This window comes from Bacteroides nordii, from assembly GCF_019930665.1.
Lineage (GTDB): Bacteria > Bacteroidota > Bacteroidia > Bacteroidales > Bacteroidaceae > Bacteroides > Bacteroides nordii.
Window position 1 is genome coordinate 1,885,765 of record NZ_CP082886.1, and the last position, 26,618, is coordinate 1,912,382.

Here is a 26,618-nt window from a genome sequence, read left to right on the forward strand (position 1 = left end):
TTTTTAGTTTTTCATTACTTTATTATATCTTTGTAGCATAATGTATTATACAAATAGTAAGTATCATGGGATTTTTTAGTTTTTTTTCAAAGGAAAAGAAGGAAACTTTAGATAAAGGATTATCTAAAACCAAGGAAAGCGTGTTCAGTAAGATAGCCCGTGCAGTAGCCGGTAAGTCAAAAGTGGACGACGAAGTGTTAGATAATTTGGAAGAGGTGCTCATTACTTCTGATGTAGGTGTAGAGACTACATTAAACATCATTAAGCGTATTGAAAAACGTGCTTCAAATGATAAATATGTAAACACACAAGAACTTAATACTATTCTTCGTGATGAAATAGCTGCATTGCTGACAGAGAATAACTCTGATGATGTAGCTGATTTTGATGTGCCAATAGATAAGAAGCCATATGTAATTATGGTAGTGGGTGTTAATGGGGTAGGCAAGACTACTACTATTGGAAAATTGGCATATCAGTTTAAGAAAGCCGGAAAATCAGTGTACTTGGGTGCTGCGGATACATTCCGTGCTGCTGCCGTGGAGCAATTGGTTATTTGGGGTGAAAGAGTAGGAGTACCTGTTATTAAGCAAAAAATGGGTTCTGATCCCGCTTCCGTAGCATACGATACACTAAGTTCGGCTGTTTCCAATGGTGCTGATGTGGTTATTATTGATACTGCCGGGCGCTTGCATAATAAGGTAGGATTGATGAATGAACTGACAAAGATCAAGAACGTTATGAAGAAAGTTGTACCTGATGCTCCTAATGAGGTTTTGTTGGTGCTTGATGGTTCTACCGGGCAAAATGCTTTTGAGCAAGCGAAACAATTTACATTGGCAACAGAGGTTACAGCTATGGCTATTACCAAATTAGATGGTACAGCTAAAGGGGGAGTCGTGATTGGTATTTCTGATCAGTTTAAAATTCCTGTAAAGTATATCGGTTTGGGGGAAGGTATGGAAGACTTGCAGGTTTTCCGTAAAAAAGAATTTGTAGATTCCTTGTTTGGAGAGAATGCATGAAGAGAAAGACTATAGATATTATAACCTTAGGGTGTTCTAAAAATTTGGTAGATTCAGAACAGTTGATGCGTCAACTGAACGAAGCTGGATATAACGTTACTCATGATTCTGAGAAACCTGAAGGAGAAATTGCAGTAATAAATACCTGTGGCTTTATAGGTGATGCAAAAGAGGAGTCTATTAATATGATTCTTGATTTTGCTCAGGAGAAGGAAGAAGGGAATCTGGAGAAATTATTCGTGATGGGATGTTTGTCGGAACGATACTTAAAAGAACTGGCAATCGAAATTCCCCAGGTTGATAAATTTTATGGAAAGTTTAATTGGAAAGAACTGCTGAAAGATCTGGGTAAAGCCTATCACGATGAATTACACATTGAACGAACATTAACTACTCCCGGTCATTATGCTTATCTGAAAATCTCGGAAGGGTGTGACCGCAAATGCTCGTATTGTGCTATTCCTATAATAACAGGACACCATGTGTCACGGCCGATTGAAGAAATACTGGATGAGGTGAAATATCTTGTGTCTCAGGGCGTGAAAGAGTTTCAGGTTATAGCACAAGAGCTTACTTATTACGGAATTGACTTGTATAAGAAACAAATGCTTCCGGAATTGATAGAACGTATTTCTGATATTCCTGGGGTAGAATGGATTCGTCTGCATTATGCTTATCCAGCTCATTTCCCTACAGATCTTTTTCGTGTAATGCGTGAGCGTGATAATGTATGTAAATATATGGATATCGCTTTGCAGCATATTAGTGATAATATGTTGGAGCATATGCGTAGGCATGTAACAAAGGAGGATACTTATCGGTTAATAGAACAGTTTCGTAAAGAAGTTCCCGGTATTCATTTGCGCACTACCCTGATGGTAGGGCATCCGGGAGAAACGGAGGCTGATTTTGAAGAATTGAAAGAGTTCGTTCGTAAGGCACGTTTTGACAGAATGGGAGCTTTTGTATATTCAGAAGAGGAGGGGACTTATGCTGCCGAGCATTATGAAGATTCTGTTTCTGCAGAAGAAAAGCAAGCTCGTTTGGATGAATTGATGGATATTCAGCAAGGGATATCATCTGAGTTAAGTGCTGCGAAAGTGGGTAAGCAACTAAAAGTAATTATTGATCGTATTGAGGGAGATTATTATATTGGACGTACGGAGTTCGATTCTCCGGAAGTGGATCCGGAAGTTTTGATTAATCGTGCGGACCAAACGCTTCTGATTGGTCACTTTTATCAGATAGAGGTGATTGATTCTGATGATTTTGATCTTTTTGGAAAGATTATTTAAAGTATTCTTTCATGGAATTTGTTTATTTGCTTAATAATGACTAATATAGCGTCGTACTTTAAAAACTTTTGGATTTGAATAATAAAGATTTTATTTCAGAGTTATCGCGTAGGTTAGGATATACAATTAAGGATACATCCGAATTAGCATCCTCTTTATTGTCGGGTATGACCCAGGAATTACAAGAGGGAAATGTAGTTACAATACAGGGTTTTGGAACCTTTGAAGTAAAGAAGAAAGCAGAACGTATTACAGTCAATCCAACAACGAAGCAACGAATGCTTGTTCCTCCTAAATTGGTTTTGACATACAGACCGAGTGCCCAATTAAAAGATAAGTTTAAATAAAAGTTCACTCTCATGAATGAAAGGTTATATCTGCAGAATTTTATAGACTTATTATCTGAGAAATACGGCATGGATAAAAAAGATGCCGATAAATTTGTTAAAGAGTTCTTTCTTTTGATAGAAGAAGCTCTTGAACAGGACAGGTCTGTGAAAATTAAAGGCTTTGGTACTTTCAAACTGGTAGATGTGGAAAGCAGGGAGAGTGTGAAGGTTAATACGGGTGAACGATTTCAGATACAAGGTTATACAAAGGTTTCCTTTATTCCGGATGGTTCATTACGTGATATTATTAATAAGCCATTTTCTCATTTTGAAACGGTAGTGTTGAATGAAAAGACTGTTTTGGAAGATACTCCGGTGATGGATTTGGATGATGATGGGGAATTGACAGAAGAGGAATCTGTATCCCAGAGTGTGGGGAGAGTGAATACTGAAGAAAGCATCGGGGAAGTAGAGAGTGCTGAGGAAATAGTTGAAGAAGAAAAGTCTTCGATAGAGGAAAAGGAGCAAGACGTTTCTGCTGTGGGAAATACTTCAGTGGCGACAGAAGGACAAGATACGGTAGATGAAGTTGCTACTGAGGAAGATACGGCGGTTACTGAAGTTGTAGTACCGAAAATAGAAGAGGCGAAAAATGAAATAATAGTTGGTGAAAAAGGAGTTTCAGACGATATTATTATGGAGAAAGAAGCTACTCCTTCTGTAAATCAACCTTCTCAATTGGATAAGGAAAAAACAACAGATCCAGAGAATTCTCAATCAGTAGCTCCAAAGTTGTCTGCAGAAGAAATAATAGCCCGGGAATTGGCTGTTTCAACAGTGGCGAATGAAGTGCCGGTTAAAAGAAAAAGTAAACCCAAGCAGGTGAAATCTGAAAGGTCTCCGGTACCTTATCTTATTGCGATCATCGTTATTGTATTATTGCTTTGTGGAGGGGCTTTGCTTTTCATCTATTATCCTGATCTTTTTGATTCTTCGGACAGAATTGAAAAAGTGAAGGAAATGGAAAAAGCTGTTCAGCCTACTTCGGAACCGGTTATTCTTCAAGATACAATAGTCAGAGAAGATACGGTTGCTGAAGTTGTTCCTCCTGTGAAAGAAGAAATTCCGGTGGCTGTTCCTGTATCTAAAAAAGAACCGGAAACAGTGAAGAAAGATGCAGGTAAATCGACAACAGCTAAGTCTGTTCCTTTCAAGCCGGATTCTGTTAGTTATATTATAACGGGAACTAAAACTACATATACTATCAAAGAAGGGGAAACATTAACAAGAGTTGCTTTACGTTTTTATGGAACTAAAGCTTTGTGGCCATACATTGTAAAACACAATCCGGGAGTTATTAAAAATCCCGATAATGTGCCGTATGGAACTACAATTAAGATCCCTGAATTAGTAAGGAAATAATAACCCGGACTTTTTACTTCGCCTGAATGTATACATGTTTGTTTCATTCAGGCGGAGTTTTTTGTATAGGAACGAAATGTTATGGAACTGCTAAACCATATAAAAGTACCTTAATCTAAAGGTTTCGCATTGTTTTTTAATAAAAATTAGTTGCAATGGTTAATTTTATGGCGTACTTTTGGAATCGAATTAAAAAGCCTTACACAAACAAGAGGCTTATTTATTATTTGTGGTAATTAAACAATAAAATATTAAGTATTTATGGCTGAATCAATTGATATCCGCGAACTGAATGAGCGGATTGAAAGACAAAGTGCTTTCGTTACCAATCTTACAACAGGCATGGACCAGATTATTGTTGGTCAGAAACATTTGGTAGAGTCGCTGCTTATTGGACTTCTTTCTGACGGGCATGTACTGTTGGAAGGTGTGCCTGGTTTGGCAAAGACATTAGCAATCAAAACGTTGGCATCATTGATTGATGCACAATATAGTCGTGTACAATTTACCCCCGACTTATTGCCTGCTGACGTTATTGGTACAATGGTTTACAGTCAGAAAGACGAATCATTTCAGGTAAAAAAAGGTCCTGTTTTTGCTAATTTTGTATTGGCTGATGAAATAAACCGTGCACCGGCTAAAGTACAGAGTGCTTTGCTTGAAGCGATGCAGGAACGTCAGGTTACTATTGGTAAACAAACTTTTCTTTTGCCTGAACCTTTCTTAGTATTGGCTACTCAAAATCCGATTGAGCAAGAAGGTACTTATCCGTTGCCGGAAGCACAGGTAGACCGTTTTATGTTGAAGGTGGTCATTGATTATCCGAAGTTGGAAGAAGAAAAATTGATTATTCGTCAGAATATTAATGGTGAGAAATTTAATGTAAAGCCTATTCTCAAGGCAGATGAAATTCTTGAGGCTCGTAAAGTCGTTCGTCAGGTTTATCTGGATGAGAAAATAGAGCGTTATATTGTAGATATTGTATTTGCGACACGTTATCCTGAGAAATATGACTTGAAGGAGTTGAAAGATATGATTGGATTTGGTGGTTCTCCACGTGCTTCTATTAATCTTGCGTTGGCTGCGCGTACGTATGCATTCATTAAACGACGTGGGTATGTAATACCGGAAGATGTGCGTGCTGTAGCTCATGATGTACTTCGTCATCGTATTGGTTTGACGTATGAGGCAGAAGCCAGCAATATAACTTCAGATGAAATTATCAGTAAGATATTGAATAAAGTTGAAGTGCCTTAACTTTGATTGAGTGATGAATAATTCTCGATTTTCAAATCTCAATTCTCAATTAAATAGATGGAAACAAGTGAAATATTAAAAAAGGTCCGTCAGATTGAAATAAAGACGCGTGGATTGTCTAACAATATTTTTGCAGGTCAGTATCATTCGGCTTTCAAAGGTAGAGGTATGGCGTTTTCAGAGGTGCGTGAATATCAGTTTGGTGACGATATTCGTGATATCGACTGGAATGTGACTGCGCGTTTTAATAAACCCTATATTAAGGTGTTTGAAGAAGAACGTGAGCTGACAGTGATGTTGATGGTTGATGTTTCCGGTAGTTTGGAATTTGGTACTGTTAAGCAGATGAAGAAAGATATGATAACTGAGATTGCTGCAACATTGGCATTTTCGGCTATTCAGAACAATGATAAAATTGGTGTAATCTTTTTCTCTGATCGAATAGAGAAGTTCATTCCTCCTAAGAAAGGACGTAAACATATTCTTTATATAATTCGTGAATTAATTGATTTTAAACCTGAAAGCCGTCGTACAAATATTCGGTTAGCATTGGAGTACTTGACGAATGTAATGAAAAGGCGTTGTACTGCTTTTATTCTATCTGATTTTATTGATCAAGAAAATTTCAAGAATGCCATGACGATTGCCAACCGGAAGCATGATGTAGTAGCCGTTCAGGTTTACGATAGGCGTGTGGCTGAACTTCCACCAATAGGATTGATGAAAATTAAAGATGCCGAAACCGGGCATGAACAATGGATTGATACTTCATCGAAAGCAGTTCGTCAGGCACATCACAATTGGTGGGTAAGTAAACAGGATGAACTGAGTGATATCTTTACTAAAAGTAATGTAGATTCAGTATCGGTACGTACAGATCAGGACTATGTAAAGGCGTTGTTGAACTTGTTTGCCAAACGAAATTAACGGAAAGACAATGAATAGAAATAGTTTTCTAATAATACTGTTGTTTTTGTTATCTGGTAGGGCTGTTGCACAGTCTGTTACTGTTGAAGCTAAAATAGATTCTTTGCAGATTCTCATTGGAGAACAGGCAAAGATACAATTACAGGTAGCAATGGATGCAAAGCAGCGAGCTGTTTTGCCTGCTTATACTGATACAATAGTACGCGGAGTTGAAATTGTGGAAACTGCTAAACCGGATACACAATTCTTGAATGATCGTCAGCGATTGTTGATCACACAAGAATATACTGTAACATCTTTTGATTCTGCTCTTTACTATTTACCTCCAATGGTGGTGACGGTTGATAATAAAGAGTATAAGTCGAAGGCATTAGCATTGAAAGTGTACTCAATGCCAGTGGATACCTTGCATCCGGATCAATTCTTTGGGCAGAAAGCCGTAATGAAAGCTCCTTTTGTTTGGGAAGATTGGTATGGACTAATCGGATGTTCATTCCTTGCATTACCGCTACTTGCTTTGCTTATTTATTTTATCATACGTATTCGTGATAATAAGCCAATTATACGTAAGGTGAAAGTAGAGCCCAAATTGCCTCCACATCAGGCTGCTATGAAAGAGATCGAACGTATTAAGAATGAGAAGGTATGGCAAAAAGGACTTCCGAAGGAATATTACACGGAACTTACAGATACTCTTCGTACTTATATAAAAGATCGTTTTGGTTTCAATGCGTTAGAGATGACTTCTTCGGAAATCATTGATAATCTGATGGAAATGAATGATAAAGAAGCTATTGCAGATTTGAAGGAGCTCTTCCAAACGGCGGATTTAGTAAAGTTTGCTAAGCATGATCCTCAAATGAATGAGAATGATGCCAATCTGATTAATGCTATTGATTTTATTAATGAAACTAAGCAGCCTGATGAGGAGAACCAGAAGCCGCAACCAACGGAGATTACGATTATAGAAAAACGTTCATTGCGTGCTAAGATATTGCTTATTTGTGGCATTGTTTTATTATCAGTAGCTCTTGTAGGTACTTTTGTATATATTGGAATGCAACTTTATAATCTCTTTGCTTAAAGGAGCATTTCTCAATCGTGAATAGTAAATTGTAAAATCGTAAATAGAATGGTTTTTGCCAATATTGAATATTTATTTTTGCTGCTGTTGCTCATACCTTATATCGTATGGTATGTTTTAAAGTGGAAGAAAAGCCAGGCAACGCTTCAAATTTCGGATGCCCGGGTATATGCACATACACCAAAAAGTTATAAGAACTATTTGTTGCATGTACCATTTGGACTTCGAATCATAGCATTGATATTGATTATTCTGGTACTTGCCCGACCTCAGACTACGGATAACTGGCAAAATAGCGAAATAGAGGGTATTGATATTATGCTTGCTATTGACGTATCTACCAGTATGCTTGCTGAGGATTTAAAGCCTAATAGATTGGAAGCCGCTAAAGATGTAGCAGCTGAATTTATTAATGGACGTCCGAATGACAATATTGGTTTGACTTTATTTGCTGGTGAAAGTTTCACGCAGTGTCCTTTAACAGTGGATCATGCAGTGTTGCTCAACTTGTTTCAAAGCATTAAATGTGGTATTGTGACAGACGGGACAGCAATAGGTATGGGTATTGCTAATGCAGTTACGCGTTTGAAAGATAGTAAAGCTAAATCAAAGGTTATTATTTTGTTAACTGACGGTACGAATAATAAAGGAGATATTTCTCCTTTAACTGCTGCTGAGATAGCTAAGAGTTTTGGTATTCGCGTATATACAATTGGTGTCGGTACAAATGGCATGGCTCCTTATCCGTATCCGATAGGAAATTCTGTGCAGTATGTAAATATACCTGTTGAAATTGACGAAAAGACGTTGACTGAGATTGCAGGTACAACAGACGGAAATTATTTCCGGGCTACCAGTAATTCAAAGTTGAAAGAGGTTTATGAAGAAATTGATAAACTGGAAAAAACAAAGTTGAGTGTTAAAGAATATAGCAAACGTCAGGAAGAATATCGCTGGTTTGCCTTAGCAGCTTTTCTTTGTATATTGCTTGAGGTACTGTTGCGTAACTCAATTCTTAAGAAGATTCCATAGTATAAATGTGATTTCAATCGTAAATTGTAAATCGTAAAATTTAAATAGAAAGATGTTTCGATTTGAAGAACCTGCATATTTATATCTGTTGCTGCTATTACCGTTATTAGCTGTTTTCTATCTGTATTCTAATTACAGAAAGCGAAAAGCTATTCGTCGTTTTGGTGATCCGGTATTGATGGCACAACTTATGCCTGACGTTTCCAAATATCGTCCGGATGTGAAATTTTGGTTGATTTTTGCTGCAATCGGATTGTTTGCTGTATTGTTGGCACGTCCGCAGTTTGGTTCAAAACTGGAAACAGTGAAACGTAAAGGAGTAGAGGTAATAATTGCACTTGATATCTCTAACTCTATGTTGGCGCAGGATGTTCAACCAAACCGTTTGGAAAGAGCCAAGCGTCTTATTTCTAGATTGGTAGATGAAATGGAAAATGACAAGGTAGGTATGATTGTGTTTGCAGGTGATGCTTTTACCCAACTTCCGATTACAAGTGATTATATTTCTGCTAAAATGTTTCTAGAGTCTATTAATCCTTCGCTGATCTCTAAACAGGGAACTGCCATCGGAGCTGCTATCAATCTTGCAACACGTAGTTTCACTCCGCAAGAAGGAGTAGGGCGGGCTATTATTGTCATTACTGATGGTGAGAATCATGAAGGAGGAGCTGTGGAAGCTGCTAAGGCTGCGGCTGAAAAAGGAATCCAAGTGAGTGTATTAGGAATAGGACTTCCTGATGGGGCTCCGATTCCCGTTGAAGGAACGAACGATTTTCGTCGTGATCGGGATGGAAATGTAGTGGTAACTCGACTTAATGAAGCTATGTGTCAGGAAATCGCTAAAGATGGTAAGGGTATATATGTACGTGTTGATAATTCCAATTCTGCTCAAAAAGCTATTAACCAGGAAATTAATAAAATGGCAAAATCAGATGTTGAATCCAAGGTATATACAGAATTCAACGAGCAGTTCCAAGCTATTGCATGGATTATTTTGCTTTTATTATTAGCTGAGATGTTGATATTGGAACGTAAGAATCCGTTGTTTAAGAACATTCATTTGTTCTCTAATAAGAAGTAATTATGCTTATGTCAAAAAGTAAATATATTCTGTTCATTCTGTTTGTGATACTGGCAGCTGGAGCTTCAGCACAAAAGATAGAGAGAGACTATATCCGTAAAGGAAATCGTTTGTTTAACGATAGTGTATTTGTAGACGCTGAAGTGAATTATCGGAAGGCATTGGAAGTAAATCCCAAGTCAACAGTGTCAATGTATAATTTGGGTAATACATTGTCTCAGCAGCAGAAATTTAAAGATGCTATGGAGCAATATGTGGCTGCTGGTAAGATTGAGAAAGATAAAATGAAACTGGCACATATTTATCATAATATGGGTGTTTTATTTCAGGCGGGGAAAGATTATGCTCAGGCTGTAGAAGCTTATAAAATGTCGTTGCGAAATAATCCTAAAGATGATGAAACTCGTTATAATCTGGCATTGGCACAGAAAATGTTAAAGGATCAGCAACAGAATCAGCAAAACCAGGACCAAAATCAAGATCAGAATAAGGATGAGCAGGAAAAGAAGCAGGATCAGCAAAAAGATCAGAATAAGCAAAATGATCAAAAGAAAGATGATCAGCAACAGCAGCCACCCAAGCCTGAGAAGAAAGATAATGAGATGTCGAAGGAAAATGCTGAACAACTCCTTAATTCTGTGATGCAGGACGAAAAGGATACCCAGGATAAAGTTAAAAAACAGCAGCAGGTAACCCAGGGAGGTCGTCTCGAAAAAGATTGGTAATAATAAAGTAAGATGATAAAAACTTCAAAAGAAATGAGAAAACTGATTTTCTTATTGATAATATTCGTAGTAGCAAGCACTAATGTCTTTGCCGATGGTAAAGTATCGTTTACTGCATCAGCGCCTGATGTAGTAGTGGTGGGAGACCAGTTCAGGTTATCTTATACAGTGACTACGCAGAAGGTGAGAGACTTTCGTGCACCATCTATCAAAGGGTTTGATGTATTGATGGGACCTACTCGAAGTACATTTAGTAATACGCAAATAATTAATGGTGCGATGTCTTCAGAAAAAGGAATCACATTTACCTATATTCTGATGGCAACAACTGAAGGTGATTATTCTATTTCTGGTGCAACAATTACGGCAGATGGAGATCAAATGGTTTCTAACTCTGTAAAAATAAAAGTGCTTCCACCCGATCAGAGTGCAGCTGCAACTTCAAGTGGTGCGGCTACTCAGGGGAATAGTTCTTCTGGCAGAAATTCTTCTGCAAGTGTTTCCAGTCAAGACCTGTTTGTAACAGCAACAGCTACAAAAACAACTGTTTATGAGCAAGAGGCTTTTCTGCTGACTTATAAAATTTATACACGTGAAAGCCAGTTGCAATTTGATAATGTGAAATTACCGGATTTTAAAGGTTTTCATTCGCAGGAAATAGAACGTCCATCCAATGCAAAATGGTCGCAAGAGCATTATAAAGGGAGAAACTATTATACTACTGTTTTTCGACAGTTTGTGTTATTTCCACAACAGTCCGGAAAGCTCACAATTGAGCCGGCACGGTTTGATGCCTCTGTTGCGAAAGCAGTACGGAGTGCCGATCCGTTTGATGCATTCTTTAATGGAGGCAGTAACGTTGTTGAAGTGAAGAAAGTACTTACAACTCCGGCTATTACAATCAATGTGAATGCTCTTCCTGCCGGGAAACCTGCTGATTTCTCAGGTGGAGTAGGAGAGTTTACTATTAGTTCTTCAATAAATAGTAAGGATGTAAAAACAAATGATGCAATCACGATTAAGTTGGTAATTTCCGGTACAGGAAATTTAAAATTGCTTTCAAATCCGGAGGTGAAATTTCCGGAAGATTTCGAAGTGTATGACCCCAAAGTAGATAGCCAAGTTCGTTTGACATCGAGCGGGTTGTCTGGTAATCGTGTGATTGAATATTTAGCAATTCCGCGTCATCCAGGTAATTATAAGATACCGGCTGTAACATTCTCTTATTTCGATATTAAATCCAAGTCTTATAAGACGTTGAAAACAGAAGACTATGAAATAAAAGTAGAGAAAGGTGCTGGTAATGCGGATCAAGTGATTGCGAATTTCACAAATAAAGAAGACCTGAAAGTTTTGGGTGAAGATATTCGTTATATTAAGTTGAAAGATGTAACGCTTCAACCTAAGGGAAGTTTCTTCTATGGTTCATTCACTTACTGGTTGTTCTACATAATTCCTGCCATTGCTTTCATTATATTCTTTATTATTTATCGTAAGCAGGCAGCCGAGAATGCTAATGTGGCTAAAATGCGTACGAAGAAGGCAAATAAGGTAGCTACAAAGCGTATGAAACTGGCAGGTAAACTGCTTGCTGAAAATAAGAAAGAAGCATTCTATGATGAAGTATTGAAAGCTTTGTGGGGATATATAAGTGATAAACTGAATATCCCGGTATCTCGCTTATCAAAGGATAATGTGGAAGAGAAATTGAGAAATCATGGAGTAAGTGATGAATTGATTAAAGAGTTTTTGGATGCTTTAAATGAATGTGAATTTGCACGTTTTGCTCCGGGAGATGAAAGCCAGGCTATGGATAAAGTCTATTCGTCATCTTTGGCTGTGATGAGTAAGATGGAGAATTCAATAAAACATTAAATTAGAAGAGATTAACATCATGAAAAAAATATTGTTTTTTGCATTTAGTTTATTGGTTTCAATAGCTTCTATTGGACAGAACTCGTTGAAGACAGACTCTTTGCAGGCTGTAGAAACAGACTCGATAAGTGCTGGTATGCAACAGTTCTCTTCTAAACTGGAAGATGTTACAAAAGCTGAAGGAGACAGTGCATATATGAGAAACGATTATATTTCTGCTATTCAGATTTATGAGGCGCTGTTGAGTAAAGGTGAAGCTGCAGATGTTTACTATAACCTTGGGAATAGTTATTATAAAGCCGGTGATATTGCCAAAGCAATATTGAATTACGAACGTGCTTTACTGCTTCAACCAGGTAATAGTGATATTCGTGCTAATTTAGAGATAGCACGTTCCAAAACGATTGATAAAGTAGAAGCTGTTCCGGAAATCTTTTTTGTTTCCTGGATAAATTCTTTAGTTAATAGTATGAGCGTAGATGCATGGGCTGTGTGGGGTGTTGCTTGTTTTATATTATTGATTATATCTCTTTATTTCTTTATTTTCTCAAAGCAGATTGTATTGAAGAAAGCGGGCTTTATATGTGGGATCATTTTTCTGGTTGTAGTTGTTTTAACGAATATATTTGCCGGACAACAGAAAGACGAATTATTGAACCGTAATAATGCTATCGTGATAAATCCGAGTGTTACAGTTCGTAGTACTCCCAGTGACAGCGGAACGAGTTTGTTTATTCTTCATGAAGGACATAAAGTAGATGTAAAAGATAATTCCATGAAAGACTGGAAAGAAATACGTTTAGAAGATGGTAAAGTGGGATGGATACCCGCTTCTGCAATCGAAATAATATAGGAATAATAATTAAAATAAAAGTAAAAATCCCCGTGTAGATATGTCTACATGGGGATTTTGCTATATAATATCTATCTAAAATTGTATTTTATCTAATATAGTAAAAAAAATAGGTAAATAGTTTGTTTTATCTTTTTTTTTTCTTAAGTTTATAGCGTGATAATGATTCACATTAGTATTAACCATTAAATTTATGTGACATGAGGACAATAACATTCAATGAGCTTCGTAAAATTAAAGATTCATTGCCCAGCGGTAGCATGCATAGAATAGCTGATGAACTTGGTCTACACGTAGATACAGTACGCAATTTCTTCGGCGGACATAATTTTAAAGAGGGTAAAAGTGTCGGAATACATTTAGAGCCCGGTCCGGACGGTGGGTTAGTGATGATTGACGATACTACCGTACTTGACCGGGCTCTTCGCATTCTTGATGAACTAAATATGAGTATGCAAAGAGAAGAAGCTACCGAACCTGTGCAGGCTTAATGAAAAGATATACTTGCAGAATCCCAATTGAATCAAAACAATTGGGATTTCTTATTTGTTAAATTCATATATATAATAATGGATTATGGAAGACAAATTAGTTACTTTAGCTATTCTGACTTATACAAAAGCTCAGATATTGAAAAATGTCCTTGAAAATGAGGGTATTGAGACGTATATTCATAATGTGAATCAGATTCAACCAGTTGTTTCATCAGGTGTCCGATTACGCATAAAAGAAAGTGATTTACCAAGGGCGCTCAAGATTACAGAGAGTTCTGTTTGGTTAGCCGAAAGTATAGTGGGAGAGAAGACACCTAATGTTGAGGATGATAATGAGAGTAGGAAGATACTTATTCCAGTAGACTTTTCTAATTATTCGATTAAAGCATGTGAATTCGGTTTTAACTTGGCTAAAGCCTATGGAGCCGAAGTTTTATTATTGCATGTATATTTTACACCTATATATGCATCTTCGTTGCCTTATGGTGATGTGTTTAACTACCAGATAAGTGACGAGGAGACGGTTAAAATGATTTTACAAAAAGTTCATTCGGATTTGAATGCGTTAGCTGATAAAATAAAAGAGAAAGTAGCTTCCGGGGAGTTTCCGGATGTAAAATATACTTGTGTATTGCGTGAAGGAATACCTGAAGAGGAGATTTTACGCTATTCAAAAGAACAACATCCGCGTATTATAATAATGGGTACTCGTGGTAAGAGTCAGAAAGATCTTGATTTGATTGGTAGTGTTACTGCTGAAGTGATTGAACGCAGTCGTACTGCAGTATTGGCTATTCCAGAAAACACGCCATTTAGAGAATTCGGTGCTGTGAAGCGGGTTGCTTTTATGACTAATTTTGATCAAAGGGATTTAATAGCTTTTGATTCCTTTATAAATGCTTGGAAACCTTTTAATTTCGTCGTATCTTTGATTTATCTTGCTGATGTTAAAGAAGCAAAAGATACTTGGAATGAAATAAAGTTGGCTGGTATTAAAGAATATTTCCAAAAACAATATCCGGAACTTGAAATTCATTATGATGTGGTGATGAATGATGATTTCCTTAAAAGTTTTGACGGATATATTAAAGCCAATAAAATCGATATTATCACGTTGACTTCTTATAAAAGAAATATATTTGCTCGTTTGTTTAATCCAAGTATTGCCCGGAAAATGATTTTCCATTCAGATACACCATTACTTGTTATTAACGGATGATCAGAAGAAAAAAATAAGGCATTTAAAATAATGGAATAATCTTCATTATGTTTAATATAAAAAGGCAATTTGTTCGTAAAGAGTAAGTTGCCTTTTTATATGGTTGAAAGTTACTATTCATCAATTACTCTCCTATTATATATAGATCCTATCAAGTGTAAAAAGAAACGGCTGAAATATTAATTATTCCAGCCGTTCATGCTATTTTTGGGAAATATCAAATTGAATTTTAGTTATTCATCAACTTTTCAATTTCGTCAAATTCAGTACCCATGTTTAAATTATAGTAAACTCTATAAAGACCCGGTGCCCACAAATCTTTCTGATCAGGTTTCAGTTCTCTCGCCTTTTCATAATAAGGTTTTGCTTCTTCATAGAATTTTTTGATAGTAGCTTGAGCTTGTGCATACTTAGGATCGTTAACATCCGTAGTAGACTGATCTGCAAAATCCTGAGCTTTCATCAGCAATACTAAACCTAAGTTTGAATAAGCTTCTGCATATTGAGGATCAACTTCAATTGTTTTTTTGTAGAAATCAAGTGCTTTATCATAATCTTTCATATTGTGATAAAGATATGCCTTCACATACAGATACAATTTGTTATTAGGATCTTTAGCCAACATACCGTCAGCAAATTCCATTGCTTTTTCTGGTTGGTTAGAACTGCTATAATAGTCAACAAGATTTGCAAAGAAGTATTGATTTTCTGGGAATTTGAGGATACCTTCTTTTAGAGATTCCACCCATTTGGCAGTATCACCTTTTGCTTTTAAAGCATCTGCCCATAACTGCATGGCAATTGAGCCATTATCTTTGTCTTTAATTGCTATAGGAGCATATTTCAAGATAGCATCTTTATCCTCTACTCCATTGGCAGCTAATGTGGCGTAATACGCAATCTGAGGTAGCAACGTGTCAGATACAGCCAGATTTTCTTTCTCCAACATCGGATAAGAAGCTGATTCTACGTATGTTCCGAAGAATTTCAAGGCTTCTGCGCTCTTATTAAGATTGAAATACTGTATTCCTCCATTGATCAGGTTAGGACGTTCCGCCATCATTGAAGCAGCATTGGCTTTTCTATATTTATTTTTAACCTTGCCTTTTTCGTTAGGTATTTCTGCCAATTCGTCACATTTCAAGAAGTACTCATACATTTTCAGGATGCTGTTGTACGCTTTCAATGTATCATAGGGTTTTCTCAGATAAGCATTTTCCATCTCCTTTTCGTTGATTTTCTTTTGGATCAAGCCTGCTACATCCCATGTAGCTGCATCATCCTTTGTTTCAGGATTAGTCAATGCTCCGTTAATCAGCTGTTCAGCTTTTTTGAAGTCAGGTTTTACATCGCTGGCAATGCCTTTAGCTTCTTTTACGCTCTTCTGTTGAGCAAATGTGAAACTGACAGCCATCAGTAGAACCATTGAAAATAATACTCTTTTCATGATTGTTGTTTGATTAATTATTAATATTACGTCTATTCTTCTTTGTTTTCGTCTTCATTATTCTCTGCAACATCCGGTGTATCTGTATCTTCAAATGTTTCTGCTGTAGGATCAACCGGAATTTGTCCTTCTATCTCTTCTGTAGGGACTTCATCTTCAAGACTCTCCGTTGTAACCTTACATACAGACCCGATCTGGTCATTGCGTTTTTCCAGATTGATTAAGCGAACGCCTTGTGTGGCGCGTCCCATAATACGTACATCTGCGACTTTCAAACGAATGGTAATACCGGATTTATTGATAATCATCAAATCATTTTCGTCTGTTACTGACTTGATTGTTACCACTTTACCTGTTTTATCGGTAACGTTCATTGTTTTTACACCTTTGCCACCACGGTTTGTTTTACGGTAGTCTTCAATTTCAGAACGTTTGCCGTATCCCTGCTCAGAAACTACCATAACAGATTCTGTTTCAAGATCTTTTATGCAAATCATACCTACTACTTCGTCCTGTCCGTCGTTGTCGAGTGTAATACCACGTACACCTGTTGCCGTACGTCCCATAACGCGAACTGCTGCTTCGTGGAAGCGAATTGCACGTCCGTTGCGGTTTGCGATAATAATTTCATTATTACCATTTGTCATACGAACTTCGATAACGCGGTCGTCTTCACGGATCGTGATCGCATTTACACCATTCTGACGTGGACGAGAATATTGTTCAAGCAACGTTTTCTTAATTACACCGTTCTTTGTACAGAACAATACATAATGACTGTTGATATATTCTCGATCATCAAGGCTCTTTACACGTAAATATGCATTTACGGCGTCATCAGAGTCTATGTTCAGTAGGTTCTGAATAGCACGTCCCTTAGAGTTTTTCGTTCCTTCAGGAATTTCGTATACTTTCAACCAGTAACATTTACCTTTTTGGGTAAAGAACATCATCGTGTTATGCATTGTAGCCGGATAGATATGTTCAATGAAGTCTTCATCACGTGTTTCTGTACCCTTCGAACCTACCCCACCGCGATTTTGTGCACGGAATTCAGTAAGTGGTGTACGTTTTATGTATCCCATATGTGAGATGGTGATAATCATTTCATCATCGGCATAGAAGTCTTCAGGGTTGAACTCTTCAGATGAATAAACAATTTCCGACCGGCGTTCGTCAGCATATTTAGCTTTTACTTCGATTAATTCATCTTTTACAACTTTACGGCATACCTCATCGTCTGCAAGAATACTTTCCAAATAAGCAATGAGATTCATTACTTCTTCATATTCGGCATGTAACTGATCCTGCATTAGTCCGGTCAATTGACGCAGACGCATTTCTACGATTGCACGTGCCTGTATTTCTGTCAGTTCAAAGCGGTTGATTAATCCGGCAATAGCATCGTTCGGAGTTTTTGCCGCACGGATAATGCGGATAACTTCATCAATATTATCTGAAGCTATAATCAAACCTTCAAGAATGTGAGCACGTTCTTTAGCTTTGCGCAGATCATACTGAGTACGACGTATAACTACATCACGTCTGTGTTCTACGAAGTACTTAATCAAGTCTCTTAAATTCAGCGTTTTAGGGCGCCCATGTACCAATGCCACATTGTTGACACCAAAAGACGTCTGCAAAGCCGTCATCTTATAGAGCTTGTTAAGAACAACGCTGGCATTTGCATCGCGTTTTATATCGATAACGATACGCATACCATCACGGTCGGACTCGTCATTTGCATTGGAAATGCCTTCTATCTTCTTATCATTTACAAGATCAGCAATATACTTAATTAATTCAGCCTTGTTTACATTGTATGGTATTTCAGTAACTACGATCTTGTCATGTGTTTGTCCCGTTTCAATTTCGGCTTTTGCACGCATTACTACACGACCACGTCCCGTTAAATAGGCTTCACGTACACCAGTTACACCATATATATACCCTCCTGTCGGAAAGTCAGGTGCTTTGACATAGTTCATCAACTCTTCTACGGTAATCTCGGGATTATCAAGATATGCATCACAAGCATCGATAACCTCGGACAGGTTGTGAGGTGGCATATTCGTAGCCATACCTACAGCAATACCGGAAGCGCCATTTACCAGAAGATTAGGGATACGTGTAGGCATTACAGTTGGTTCCACCAACGTATTGTCGAAGTTCGGTTCGAAGTCAACGGTTTCTTTATAAAGATCCTCCATCATAGCTTCGCCGAGCTTGTTCAATCGGGCCTCTGTATAACGCATAGCTGCGGGACTGTCACCATCCACAGAACCAAAGTTACCCTGGCCATCTACTAACGGATAACGCATAGCCCATTCTTGTGCCATACGTACCATTGCTAAATATACGGAAGAATCTCCGTGCGGATGGTACTTACCGAGTACCTCACCCACAATTCTGGCTGATTTTTTATAAGGTTTATCTGACGTATTACCCAATTCCATCATACCGTAGAGTATTCTGCGGTGAACGGGTTTAAATCCATCTCTAACATCCGGAAGGGCACGCGAAACAATGACCGACATGGAGTAGTCAATGTAAGATGACTTCATTTCCTCCTCGATGTTAATCTTTATAATTCTGTCTTGTTCAAGCATTTAAAAAGATTATTAATTATACATTCATGGCTTACGAAAAACCACGCTAAAGTACTACTTTTTCACGATATACAAAAGTTTTCTCGCATAAACTTTTTGAGTGTTGGTATATCCTTAATTATAAGAGTTGGAAATATACATTTCTATCTTTGGGATTGATATATGGAATAAAAGTACTGTGTTTTAAACTTAAAATACAGGTATCTAATGGATGTTCTATCAGCGTTTGGTAATAGTACTATTATAGATATCATGCTATCATAACACCCGGATGTTTTATACAAAAACATCCGGGTGTTATGATAAAGAACATGGGGATGTTTTAGTATTTGTTCTCACCTTTTATGAGGATAAGAAATAGTCTTATTTGATTAAAATGAGAAGTATTTACTATTATATATAATAAGGTATATAAGTATGCATCTTTTTTGGCACGGCATTTGTTATTATAATAAATAAAGCAAATATTGCGCATAAATCAATGTTATGCGTATCTTTGCCAGTGAATAACACCTTAAGAAGGAAGGAATAAAGTATGAATAATCAATTCTCACAAAGAGTTTCCGACATTATCGTTTTCAGTAAGGAAGAAGCGAACCGTTTGAGAAGTAGGTATATAGGCCCTGAACATTTGTTACTGGGAATGCTTAGGGACGGAGAAGGGAAAGCTATCGAGATATTGTCTAAACTCAAAACAAATCTGACCGACATTAAAAAGCAGATTGAAGTAATATTGAAGGCAGATGCAGATGATTTTCTGCTGCCTGATGCAGAAGTTCCATTGTCTAATGGGGCGGCTAAGATACTCAAGATGTGTATTCTTGAAGCTCGTTTAATGAAGAGTAATGTAGCTGATACAGAACATGTTCTGTTAGCTATTCTGAAAGATCGTAATAACGTGGCTGCTTCTGTACTTGAAGCAAACCAGGTGGATTACAAAAAAGTGTTTGAGCAGTTGTCATTGCAACCAGACATTAATGCCGGAATGGGCTTTAGTGAAGATGACGATGATGAAGAAGAAATGGGGGCTTCCCGTTCTGGTGGTCGTGGTTCGGAAGAGCGTCAGCAACAGGCACAAACGGCTTCTAAAAAGCCGGCGAATGATACTCCTGTACTCGATAATTTTGGTACAGATATGACAAGAGCGGCAGAAGAAGGACGTCTGGATCCGGTGGTAGGCCGTGAACGTGAAATAGAACGTCTGGCGCAGATTTTGAGTCGTCGTAAAAAGAACAATCCGATATTGATTGGTGAACCGGGGGTTGGAAAATCAGCCATTGTTGAAGGCTTGGCACTTCGTATTATCCAGAAAAAAGTATCGCGTATCTTATTCGATAAACGTGTGGTGGCTTTGGATATGACATCGGTTGTTGCTGGAACTAAATATCGCGGACAATTTGAAGAACGTATTCGCTCCATTCTCAATGAGTTGCAAAAAAATCCGAATGTTATCCTGTTTATTGACGAGATACATACCATTGTTGGTGCGGGTTCTGCTGCTGGTTCTATGGATGCTGCCAATATGTTGAAGCCGGCTCTTGCACGTGGTGAAATACAGTGCATTGGTGCCACTACTCTTGATGAGTATCGTAAAAATATAGAGAAAGACGGTGCATTGGAACGTCGGTTCCAGAAAGTTATGGTAGAACCTACTACGGCTGAAGAAACTCTCCAGATTCTTCGGAATATCAAGAGTAAGTATGAAGACCATCATAACGTGATCTATACCGATGAAGCTTTAGAAGCTTGTGTCAAGTTGACAGATCGTTATATAACGGACCGTAATTTCCCGGATAAAGCAATTGACGCTCTTGATGAAGCAGGTTCGCGTGTGCATCTTACCAATATTAATGTTCCGAAAGAAATAGAAGAACAGGAAAGATTGATTGAAGAAGCTAAAAGTAAAAAGAATGATGCGGTGAAATCGCAGAATTTTGAACTTGCTGCCAGTTTTCGGGATAAAGAAAAAGAACTCACTACTGAGCTCGACCGTATGAAGCAAGAATGGGAAGAACGATTGAAAGACAATCGGCAGACAGTTGATGCAGAGGAAATTGCAAATGTTGTTTCTATGATGTCCGGTATTCCTGTACAACGTATGGCACAGGCCGAAGGTATTAAACTGGCTGGGATGAAAGAGTCTCTTCAGGCTAAGGTTATTGCTCAGGACCCGGCTATTGAGAAGTTGGTGAAAGCCATTCTGCGTAGCCGTGTCGGATTAAAAGATCCGAATAAGCCGATTGGAACTTTCATGTTCCTGGGGCCTACCGGTGTTGGTAAAACGCATTTAGCAAAAGAGTTGGCCAAGTATATGTTTGGTTCTTCGGATGCTTTAATTCGTATTGACATGAGTGAGTATATGGAGAAGTTCACTGTTTCCCGTCTTGTCGGAGCACCTCCGGGATATGTGGGATATGAAGAAGGTGGACAGTTGACGGAAAAGGTTCGTCGTAAACCTTATTCTATTATTTTGCTTGATGAAATAGAGAAAGCGCATCCTGATGTCTTTAATCTATTGTTGCAGGTTATGGACGAAGGCCGGTTGACTGACAGTTATGGCAGAATGGTAGATTTTAAAAATACAGTTATTATTATGACTTCTAACATAGGTACACGTCAGCTGAAAGACTTTGGCCGCGGAGTGGGTTTTGCTACTCAGAACCGTATTGATGATAAAGAATTTTCTCGTGGTGTGATACAGAAGGCTTTGAATAAATCCTTTGCTCCGGAATTCATAAATCGTGTCGACGAGATTATTACTTTTGACCAGCTGTCTTTGGAAGCGATAACTCAAATTATTGATATAGAACTTAAAGGCTTGTATGACAGGATCAAGTCTATTGGTTATAATTTGGTTATCGAAGATAAGGCTAAACAATTTATAGCTGAAAAAGGGTACGATGTACAGTTTGGTGCCCGTCCGTTGAAACGTGCTATACAGACATATCTGGAGGACGGATTGTCAGAACTGATCATCTCCTCTACTTTGGTCGATGGAGATACTATAAAGGTGTCCCTGAATGAGGAGAAAGGAGAACTGGAGATGAAAAAAGAGGCAAATATTGTGGAATAAATTTCCTTGTAATACGTCAAAATGTCAGATCGGAAGGTCTGGCATTTTTTTTGTTTTCATATTCCATGAAAACATTAATCTGATAAATTAAAAATATACATTATTATGCAGAAAGGTAATATTGGGGTTACAACAGAGAACATTTTCCCTATCATCAAAAAGTTCTTGTATAGTGATCATGAGATTTTTCTCCGTGAGTTGGTTTCTAATGCTGTCGATGCTACTCAAAAGTTGAATACACTGGCATCTATTAGTGAGTTTAAAGGAGAATTAGGTGATTTGACCATTCATGTATCGCTTGATAAGGATACAATTACCATCTCCGATCGCGGTATTGGTCTGACTGCCGAAGAAATTGATAAATACATCAATCAGATAGCTTTCTCCGGTGCCAATGACTTCCTGGAAAAATATAAGAATGATGCGAATGCCATTATTGGTCATTTCGGACTTGGTTTCTACTCTGCCTTTATGGTAGCAAAGAAAGTTGAAATCATTACAAAATCTTATAAGGAAGGTGCTCAGGCTGTGAAATGGACTTGTGATGGTAGTCCTGAGTTTACTTTGGAAGATGTTGATAAGGCTGATCGTGGTACAGATATCATACTTTATATTGATGATGACTGTAAAGAGTTCCTTGAAGAAACACGTATATCCGGTCTGTTGACAAAGTACTGTAAATTCCTGCCTGTTCCAATTGCATTCGGTAAGAAAAAAGAGTGGAAAGATGGTAAGCAGGTAGAAACTGCAGAAGATAATATTATCAATGATACTACCCCATTGTGGACACGTAAACCAAGTGAACTTTCAGACGAGGGCTATACAAAGTTCTATAGAGAGTTGTATCCGATGTCTGATGAGCCTTTGTTCTGGATTCATTTGAATGTAGATTATCCTTTCCATCTGACTGGTATTCTTTATTTCCCGAAAGTAAAGAGTAATATTGAACTGAATAGAAATAAGATTCAGTTGTATAGCAATCAGGTTTATGTGACAGACTCTGTAGAAGGTATTGTGCCCGACTTTCTGACACTATTACATGGTGTAATTGATTCACCGGATATTCCGTTGAACGTTTCACGTTCTTATTTGCAGAGTGATTCAAACGTGAAGAAGATTTCGACATATATCACTAAGAAGGTTTCCGACCGTCTGCAATCTATTTTCAAGAATGATCGTCCTCAGTTTGAAGAGAAGTGGAATGACCTGAAAATATTTATCAATTATGGAATGTTGACGCAGGAAGATTTCTATGAGAAAGCTTCAAAATTTGCCCTTTTCACCGATACAGATGGTAAGCATTATACCTATGAAGAGTATCAGATGCTAATTAAAGATAATCAGACAGATAAGGAAGGAAATTTGATTTATCTTTATACAAATAATAAAGACGAACAGTTTAGCTACATTGAAGCTGCTAAAAATAAGGGATACAATGTGTTGCTTATGGATGGACAGTTGGATGTTGCTATGGTCAGCATGCTTGAACAGAAATTTGAGAAATCTCGTTTTACCCGTGTCGATAGTGATGTAATAGACAATATCATTGTGAAAGACGATAAGAAGGGTGATGTGCTGGATGCTAACAAGCAAGAAGCTTTATCTGTTGCATTCAAGAGTCAGTTGCCTAAAGTTGAGAAGGTCGAATTTAATGTGATGACACAAGCGTTGGGTGAAAATTCTGCTCCTGTCATGATTACGCAGAGTGAATACATGCGTCGTATGAAGGAAATGGCCAATATACAGGCAGGTATGAGTTTCTATGGAGAAATGCCGGATATGTTCAATCTGGTTCTGAATTCTGATCATAAGCTCATTAAGCAGGTGTTGAGTGATGAAGAAGCAGCTTGTGCCGCTGATATTGTTCCTTTGCAACTTTCTATTGATGATACGACCAAACAACGTGATGCATTGAAAAAGAAGCAGGAAGGTAAGAAGGATGAAGATATTCCTACCTCAGAAAAGGATGAATTGAAAGATTTGGATAAGAAACTGGATGAACTGAAAGGTAAGAAAGACGCTATCTTCACCGGATATGCTGAAAAAAATAAAGTGGTACGCCAATTAGTGGATCTTGCTCTGTTGCAGAATAACATGCTGAAGGGTGAAGCGTTGAACAACTTTGTAAAAAGAAGCATTGAGCTTATTTAATTAGCCCCTTTTAAATTCTTAAATAAATTCCCGAAGAGCATTGCTCGCTTAAAGCGAAGCAATGCTCTTTTTTTGATTATAAATCCCTTTGAATTGCCCGTTAATTGGAAACTATTGCATATATTTGAGCATTAATTAATGAAAAATCAATTGTTTTATCCGGGATTATGAAAAAAGCTTTAGTGCTTATTACTTTTTTGCTGTTGTTGCCTATATTGGTGCAAGCCCAGAAAGTGGGGCTTGTGTTGAGTGGCGGTGGAGCTAAAGGGCTGACGCACATCGGTATTATTCGTGCCCTTGAAGAGAATAATATTCCTATTGACTATATTACAGGTACTTCTATGGGGGCTATTGTTGGCTCTTTGTATGCTATGGGGTATTCTCCGGATGATATGGAAATATTATTGAAGTCGGAAGAATTTAAACGTTGGTATTCCGGAGAGGTGGAAGAAGAGTATATGTATTACTTCAAAAAGAACCAGCCGACACCTGATTTTTTAAATATCAGGCTTTCTTTTCGTGATTCATTGAATATAAAACCGCAGTTTCTACCTTCCAGTGTTGTCAATCCAATACAGATGAATCTTGTTTTTCTTGATTTGTACGCTCGGGCTACGGCAGCTTGTGGTGGAGATTTTAATAAGCTTTTTGTACCTTTTCGTTGTGTAGCCTCTGACGTGTATAATAAGAAACAACTGATTATGAACAGGGGTGATCTGGGAGATGCTGTACGTGCTTCTATGAGCTTCCCGTTCATGTTTAAGCCGATTGAAATAGACAGTGTTTTGGCTTATGATGGCGGAATTTATAATAATTTTCCTACGGATGTGATGCGTGATGATTTTCATCCTGATGTTATTATTGGTAGTGTTGTAGCCACCAATCCCACAAAGCCGAAGGAAAATGATTTAATGAGTCAGATAGAGAACATGGTAATGCAGAAAACTGATTATTCGGTTCCGGAATCTGAAGGCATTGTGATGACTTTTAAATACGATGATGTCAATCTGATGGATTTTCAGCGAATTGATGAACTGCATGACATTGGATATAATCGTACGATGAGTATGATGGATTCTATCAAAAGTCGTATTCGCAGGAGGGTAAATCTCGATAATATTCGTCTTAGAAGGCTTGTGTACCGAAGTAATTATCCGGAACTTCGCTTCAAAAATATATTGATTGACGGTGCCAATGCTCAACAGCAGGCTTATATCAAGAAAGAGTTTCATGCTTCTGATGATAAAGAGTTTACGTTTGAAGATGTGAAACGTGGTTATTTCCGTTTGCTTTCAGGTAATATGATATCCGAGATTATCCCTCATGCTGTTTTTAATCCGGAAGATGATACGTATGATTTGCATTTGAAAGTCAAACTGGAGGATAATTTCTCTGTTCGTATCGGAGGTAATGTTTCTACCACAAGTTCCAATCAGATATATCTGGGACTTAGTTATCAAAACTTGAATTATAATGCAAAAGAGCTGACATTTGACGGACAATTAGGTAAAATCTATAATAATGTGCAGTTGATGGGGAGGATTGATTTCGCTACCAATATTCCTACGTCATACCGGTTGATAGCTTCTATCAGCACGTTCGATTATTTTAAGAAAGAGAAACTCTTTTCGCGGAATGATAAGCCGGCATTCAATCAAAAAGATGAACGTTTTGTGAAACTGAAAGTAGGACTTCCTTTCCTTTCCAGTAAAAGAGCTGAGTTTGGAGTGGGACTGGCGAAGATACAGGATCGTTACTTTCAGAAGAATGTGATTGATTTTGATAAAGATAAATATGATAAAAGCGAATATAGCCTGTTTGGTGGTTCAATCAGCTTTAATGGAAGTACCTTGAATGCCAGACAATTTTCTACACAAGGCAGCCATGAGGAACTTGTGGCCCAGATATTTACCGGAAAAGAACGATTCTATCCGGGAGAAACTTCAGATACAAAGAAGACAAGTGAGGAGCGGCACTCCTGGTTGCAACTGTCATATATGAAGGAGAAGTATCACAGAATGGCAGAGCATTGGACGCTTGGGTGGTATCTGAAAGCATTGTATTCTTCAAGAAATTTCTCCGAGAACTATACGGCTACTATGATGCAGGCCGGAGAGTTTGCGCCTACAGCGCATGGGCAATTGATGTATAATGAAGCTTTTCGTGCCAATCAATTTGTAGGAGCTGGTGTACGGCCTGTGTATCGTTTGAATCAAATGTTTCATGTGCGAGGAGAATTCTATGGTTTTATGCCAATTTTCCCAATAGAGAGAAATTCGATAAATAAGGCATATTATGGAAAAGCCTTTTCTCGTTTTGAATATTTAGGAGAAATATCAATTGTATGCCAATTTTCATTCGGTGCTATCTCTGCTTATGTAAATCATTATAGCTCACCGAAAAAAGAGTGGAATGTAGGATTAACGCTGGGTTGGCAGCTCTTCAATTATCGTTTCTTTGAATAATATTTCGGGAAAAAATAGTAGTAAACGCTTGCTACTTTCAAAAAAGTCCGTATCTTTGCACCCGTTAAACAAAAACAAAGGGTCGCGTAGCTCAACTGAATAGAGTAGCTGACTACGGATCAGCCGGTTACAGGTTTGAATCCTGTCGCGATCACTTTTTAGTTTAACAGAATGGCCGCGTAGCTCAACTGAATAGAGTAGCTGACTACGGATCAGCCGGTTACAGGTTTGAATCCTGTCGCGGTCACAAAATAT

19 protein-coding genes and 2 tRNA genes are annotated in these 26,618 nt (G+C 37.8%); 19 read left to right on the top strand and 2 right to left on the bottom strand.

Features of this window, described 5'->3' with window-relative positions:
- Window positions 1–65 precede the first annotated feature (65 nt).
- The 14 genes from ftsY to K8P02_RS07355 all read left to right on the top strand — a co-directional run bounded on the left by ftsY (window position 66) and on the right by K8P02_RS07355 (window position 14,618).
- Window positions 66–1,025 (top strand): signal recognition particle-docking protein FtsY, encoded by a 960-nt coding sequence (ftsY, locus tag K8P02_RS07290; RefSeq protein ID WP_007485682.1) that lies wholly within the window; start codon window positions 66–68, stop codon window positions 1,023–1,025.
- Window positions 1,022–2,320, top strand: a complete 1,299-nt coding sequence (rimO, locus tag K8P02_RS07295) for a 30S ribosomal protein S12 methylthiotransferase RimO (RefSeq protein ID WP_007485681.1) — start codon at window positions 1,022–1,024, stop codon at window positions 2,318–2,320. The genes ftsY and rimO overlap by 4 nt, the downstream gene beginning before the upstream one ends.
- 74 nt (window positions 2,321–2,394) lie before the next feature.
- Window positions 2,395–2,667 carry an HU family DNA-binding protein gene (locus K8P02_RS07300; RefSeq protein WP_002560159.1) on the top strand — a complete coding sequence of 91 codons (273 nt, stop codon included), beginning with the start codon at window positions 2,395–2,397 and terminating at the stop codon, window positions 2,665–2,667.
- A 12-nt stretch (window positions 2,668–2,679) separates the two neighbouring features.
- On the top strand, window positions 2,680–4,071 hold the full coding sequence (locus tag K8P02_RS07305) for an HU family DNA-binding protein (protein WP_007485680.1): 1,392 nt from the start codon (window positions 2,680–2,682) through the stop codon (window positions 4,069–4,071).
- A gap of 261 nt (window positions 4,072–4,332) precedes the next feature.
- Complete coding sequence (locus tag K8P02_RS07310) at window positions 4,333–5,328, top strand: AAA family ATPase (RefSeq protein ID WP_002560161.1); 996 nt, start codon at window positions 4,333–4,335, stop codon at window positions 5,326–5,328.
- A gap of 57 nt (window positions 5,329–5,385) precedes the next feature.
- Window positions 5,386–6,255 carry a DUF58 domain-containing protein gene (locus K8P02_RS07315; protein WP_007485679.1) on the top strand — a complete coding sequence of 290 codons (870 nt, stop codon included), beginning with the start codon at window positions 5,386–5,388 and terminating at the stop codon, window positions 6,253–6,255.
- Between the two features lie 10 nt (window positions 6,256–6,265).
- Window positions 6,266–7,339, top strand: a complete 1,074-nt coding sequence (locus K8P02_RS07320) for a membrane exported protein (RefSeq protein WP_025868009.1) — start codon at window positions 6,266–6,268, stop codon at window positions 7,337–7,339.
- 48 nt (window positions 7,340–7,387) lie between these two features.
- Complete coding sequence (locus K8P02_RS07325) at window positions 7,388–8,371, top strand: vWA domain-containing protein (protein WP_002560164.1); 984 nt, start codon at window positions 7,388–7,390, stop codon at window positions 8,369–8,371.
- Between the two features lie 52 nt (window positions 8,372–8,423).
- Window positions 8,424–9,452, top strand: coding sequence for a VWA domain-containing protein (locus K8P02_RS07330; RefSeq protein ID WP_025868008.1), 1,029 nt, complete (start codon window positions 8,424–8,426; stop codon window positions 9,450–9,452).
- Window positions 9,453–9,460: 8 nt separating this feature from the next.
- On the top strand, window positions 9,461–10,177 hold the full coding sequence (locus K8P02_RS07335) for a tetratricopeptide repeat protein (protein ID WP_025868007.1): 717 nt from the start codon (window positions 9,461–9,463) through the stop codon (window positions 10,175–10,177).
- A 33-nt stretch (window positions 10,178–10,210) separates the two neighbouring features.
- Complete coding sequence (locus K8P02_RS07340; protein ID WP_007485673.1) at window positions 10,211–12,052, top strand: BatD family protein; 1,842 nt, start codon at window positions 10,211–10,213, stop codon at window positions 12,050–12,052.
- Between the two features lie 19 nt (window positions 12,053–12,071).
- Window positions 12,072–12,905 (top strand): tetratricopeptide repeat protein, encoded by an 834-nt coding sequence (locus K8P02_RS07345; protein WP_025868006.1) that lies wholly within the window; start codon window positions 12,072–12,074, stop codon window positions 12,903–12,905.
- Window positions 12,906–13,105: 200 nt separating this feature from the next.
- Window positions 13,106–13,396, top strand: coding sequence for a hypothetical protein (locus K8P02_RS07350; RefSeq protein ID WP_002560169.1), 291 nt, complete (start codon window positions 13,106–13,108; stop codon window positions 13,394–13,396).
- Window positions 13,397–13,481: 85 nt separating this feature from the next.
- Window positions 13,482–14,618 (top strand): universal stress protein, encoded by a 1,137-nt coding sequence (locus K8P02_RS07355; RefSeq protein WP_002560170.1) that lies wholly within the window; start codon window positions 13,482–13,484, stop codon window positions 14,616–14,618.
- A 229-nt stretch (window positions 14,619–14,847) separates the two neighbouring features.
- On the opposite strand, the gene K8P02_RS07360 is transcribed toward K8P02_RS07355, so the two are convergent.
- Both K8P02_RS07360 and gyrA read right to left on the bottom strand, forming a co-directional pair.
- Window positions 14,848–16,065: a tetratricopeptide repeat protein gene (locus tag K8P02_RS07360; protein WP_002560171.1), complete on the bottom strand. Its 1,218-nt coding sequence runs from the start codon at window positions 16,063–16,065 to the stop codon at window positions 14,848–14,850.
- Between the two features lie 32 nt (window positions 16,066–16,097).
- On the bottom strand, window positions 16,098–18,674 hold the full coding sequence (gene gyrA / locus K8P02_RS07365) for a DNA gyrase subunit A (protein WP_007485669.1): 2,577 nt from the start codon (window positions 18,672–18,674) through the stop codon (window positions 16,098–16,100).
- A 535-nt stretch (window positions 18,675–19,209) separates the two neighbouring features.
- Here gyrA and K8P02_RS07370 point away from each other — a divergent pair.
- The 5 genes from K8P02_RS07370 (at window position 19,210) to K8P02_RS07390 (ending at window position 26,610) form a co-directional block, all read left to right on the top strand.
- Window positions 19,210–21,747 (top strand): ATP-dependent Clp protease ATP-binding subunit, encoded by a 2,538-nt coding sequence (locus tag K8P02_RS07370; RefSeq protein WP_007485668.1) that lies wholly within the window; start codon window positions 19,210–19,212, stop codon window positions 21,745–21,747.
- Window positions 21,748–21,852: 105 nt separating this feature from the next.
- Window positions 21,853–23,898 carry a molecular chaperone HtpG gene (gene htpG / locus K8P02_RS07375; protein ID WP_025868005.1) on the top strand — a complete coding sequence of 682 codons (2,046 nt, stop codon included), beginning with the start codon at window positions 21,853–21,855 and terminating at the stop codon, window positions 23,896–23,898.
- Window positions 23,899–24,065: 167 nt separating this feature from the next.
- Entirely contained in the window at window positions 24,066–26,363 is a 2,298-nt protein-coding gene (locus K8P02_RS07380) for a patatin-like phospholipase family protein (RefSeq protein WP_007485666.1), read from the top strand.
- An 80-nt stretch (window positions 26,364–26,443) separates the two neighbouring features.
- Window positions 26,444–26,517: transfer RNA gene (locus K8P02_RS07385), tRNA-Arg, on the top strand.
- Between the two features lie 19 nt (window positions 26,518–26,536).
- Window positions 26,537–26,610 (top strand) — tRNA-Arg (locus tag K8P02_RS07390).
- The last annotated feature ends 8 nt before the right edge of the window (window positions 26,611–26,618 follow it).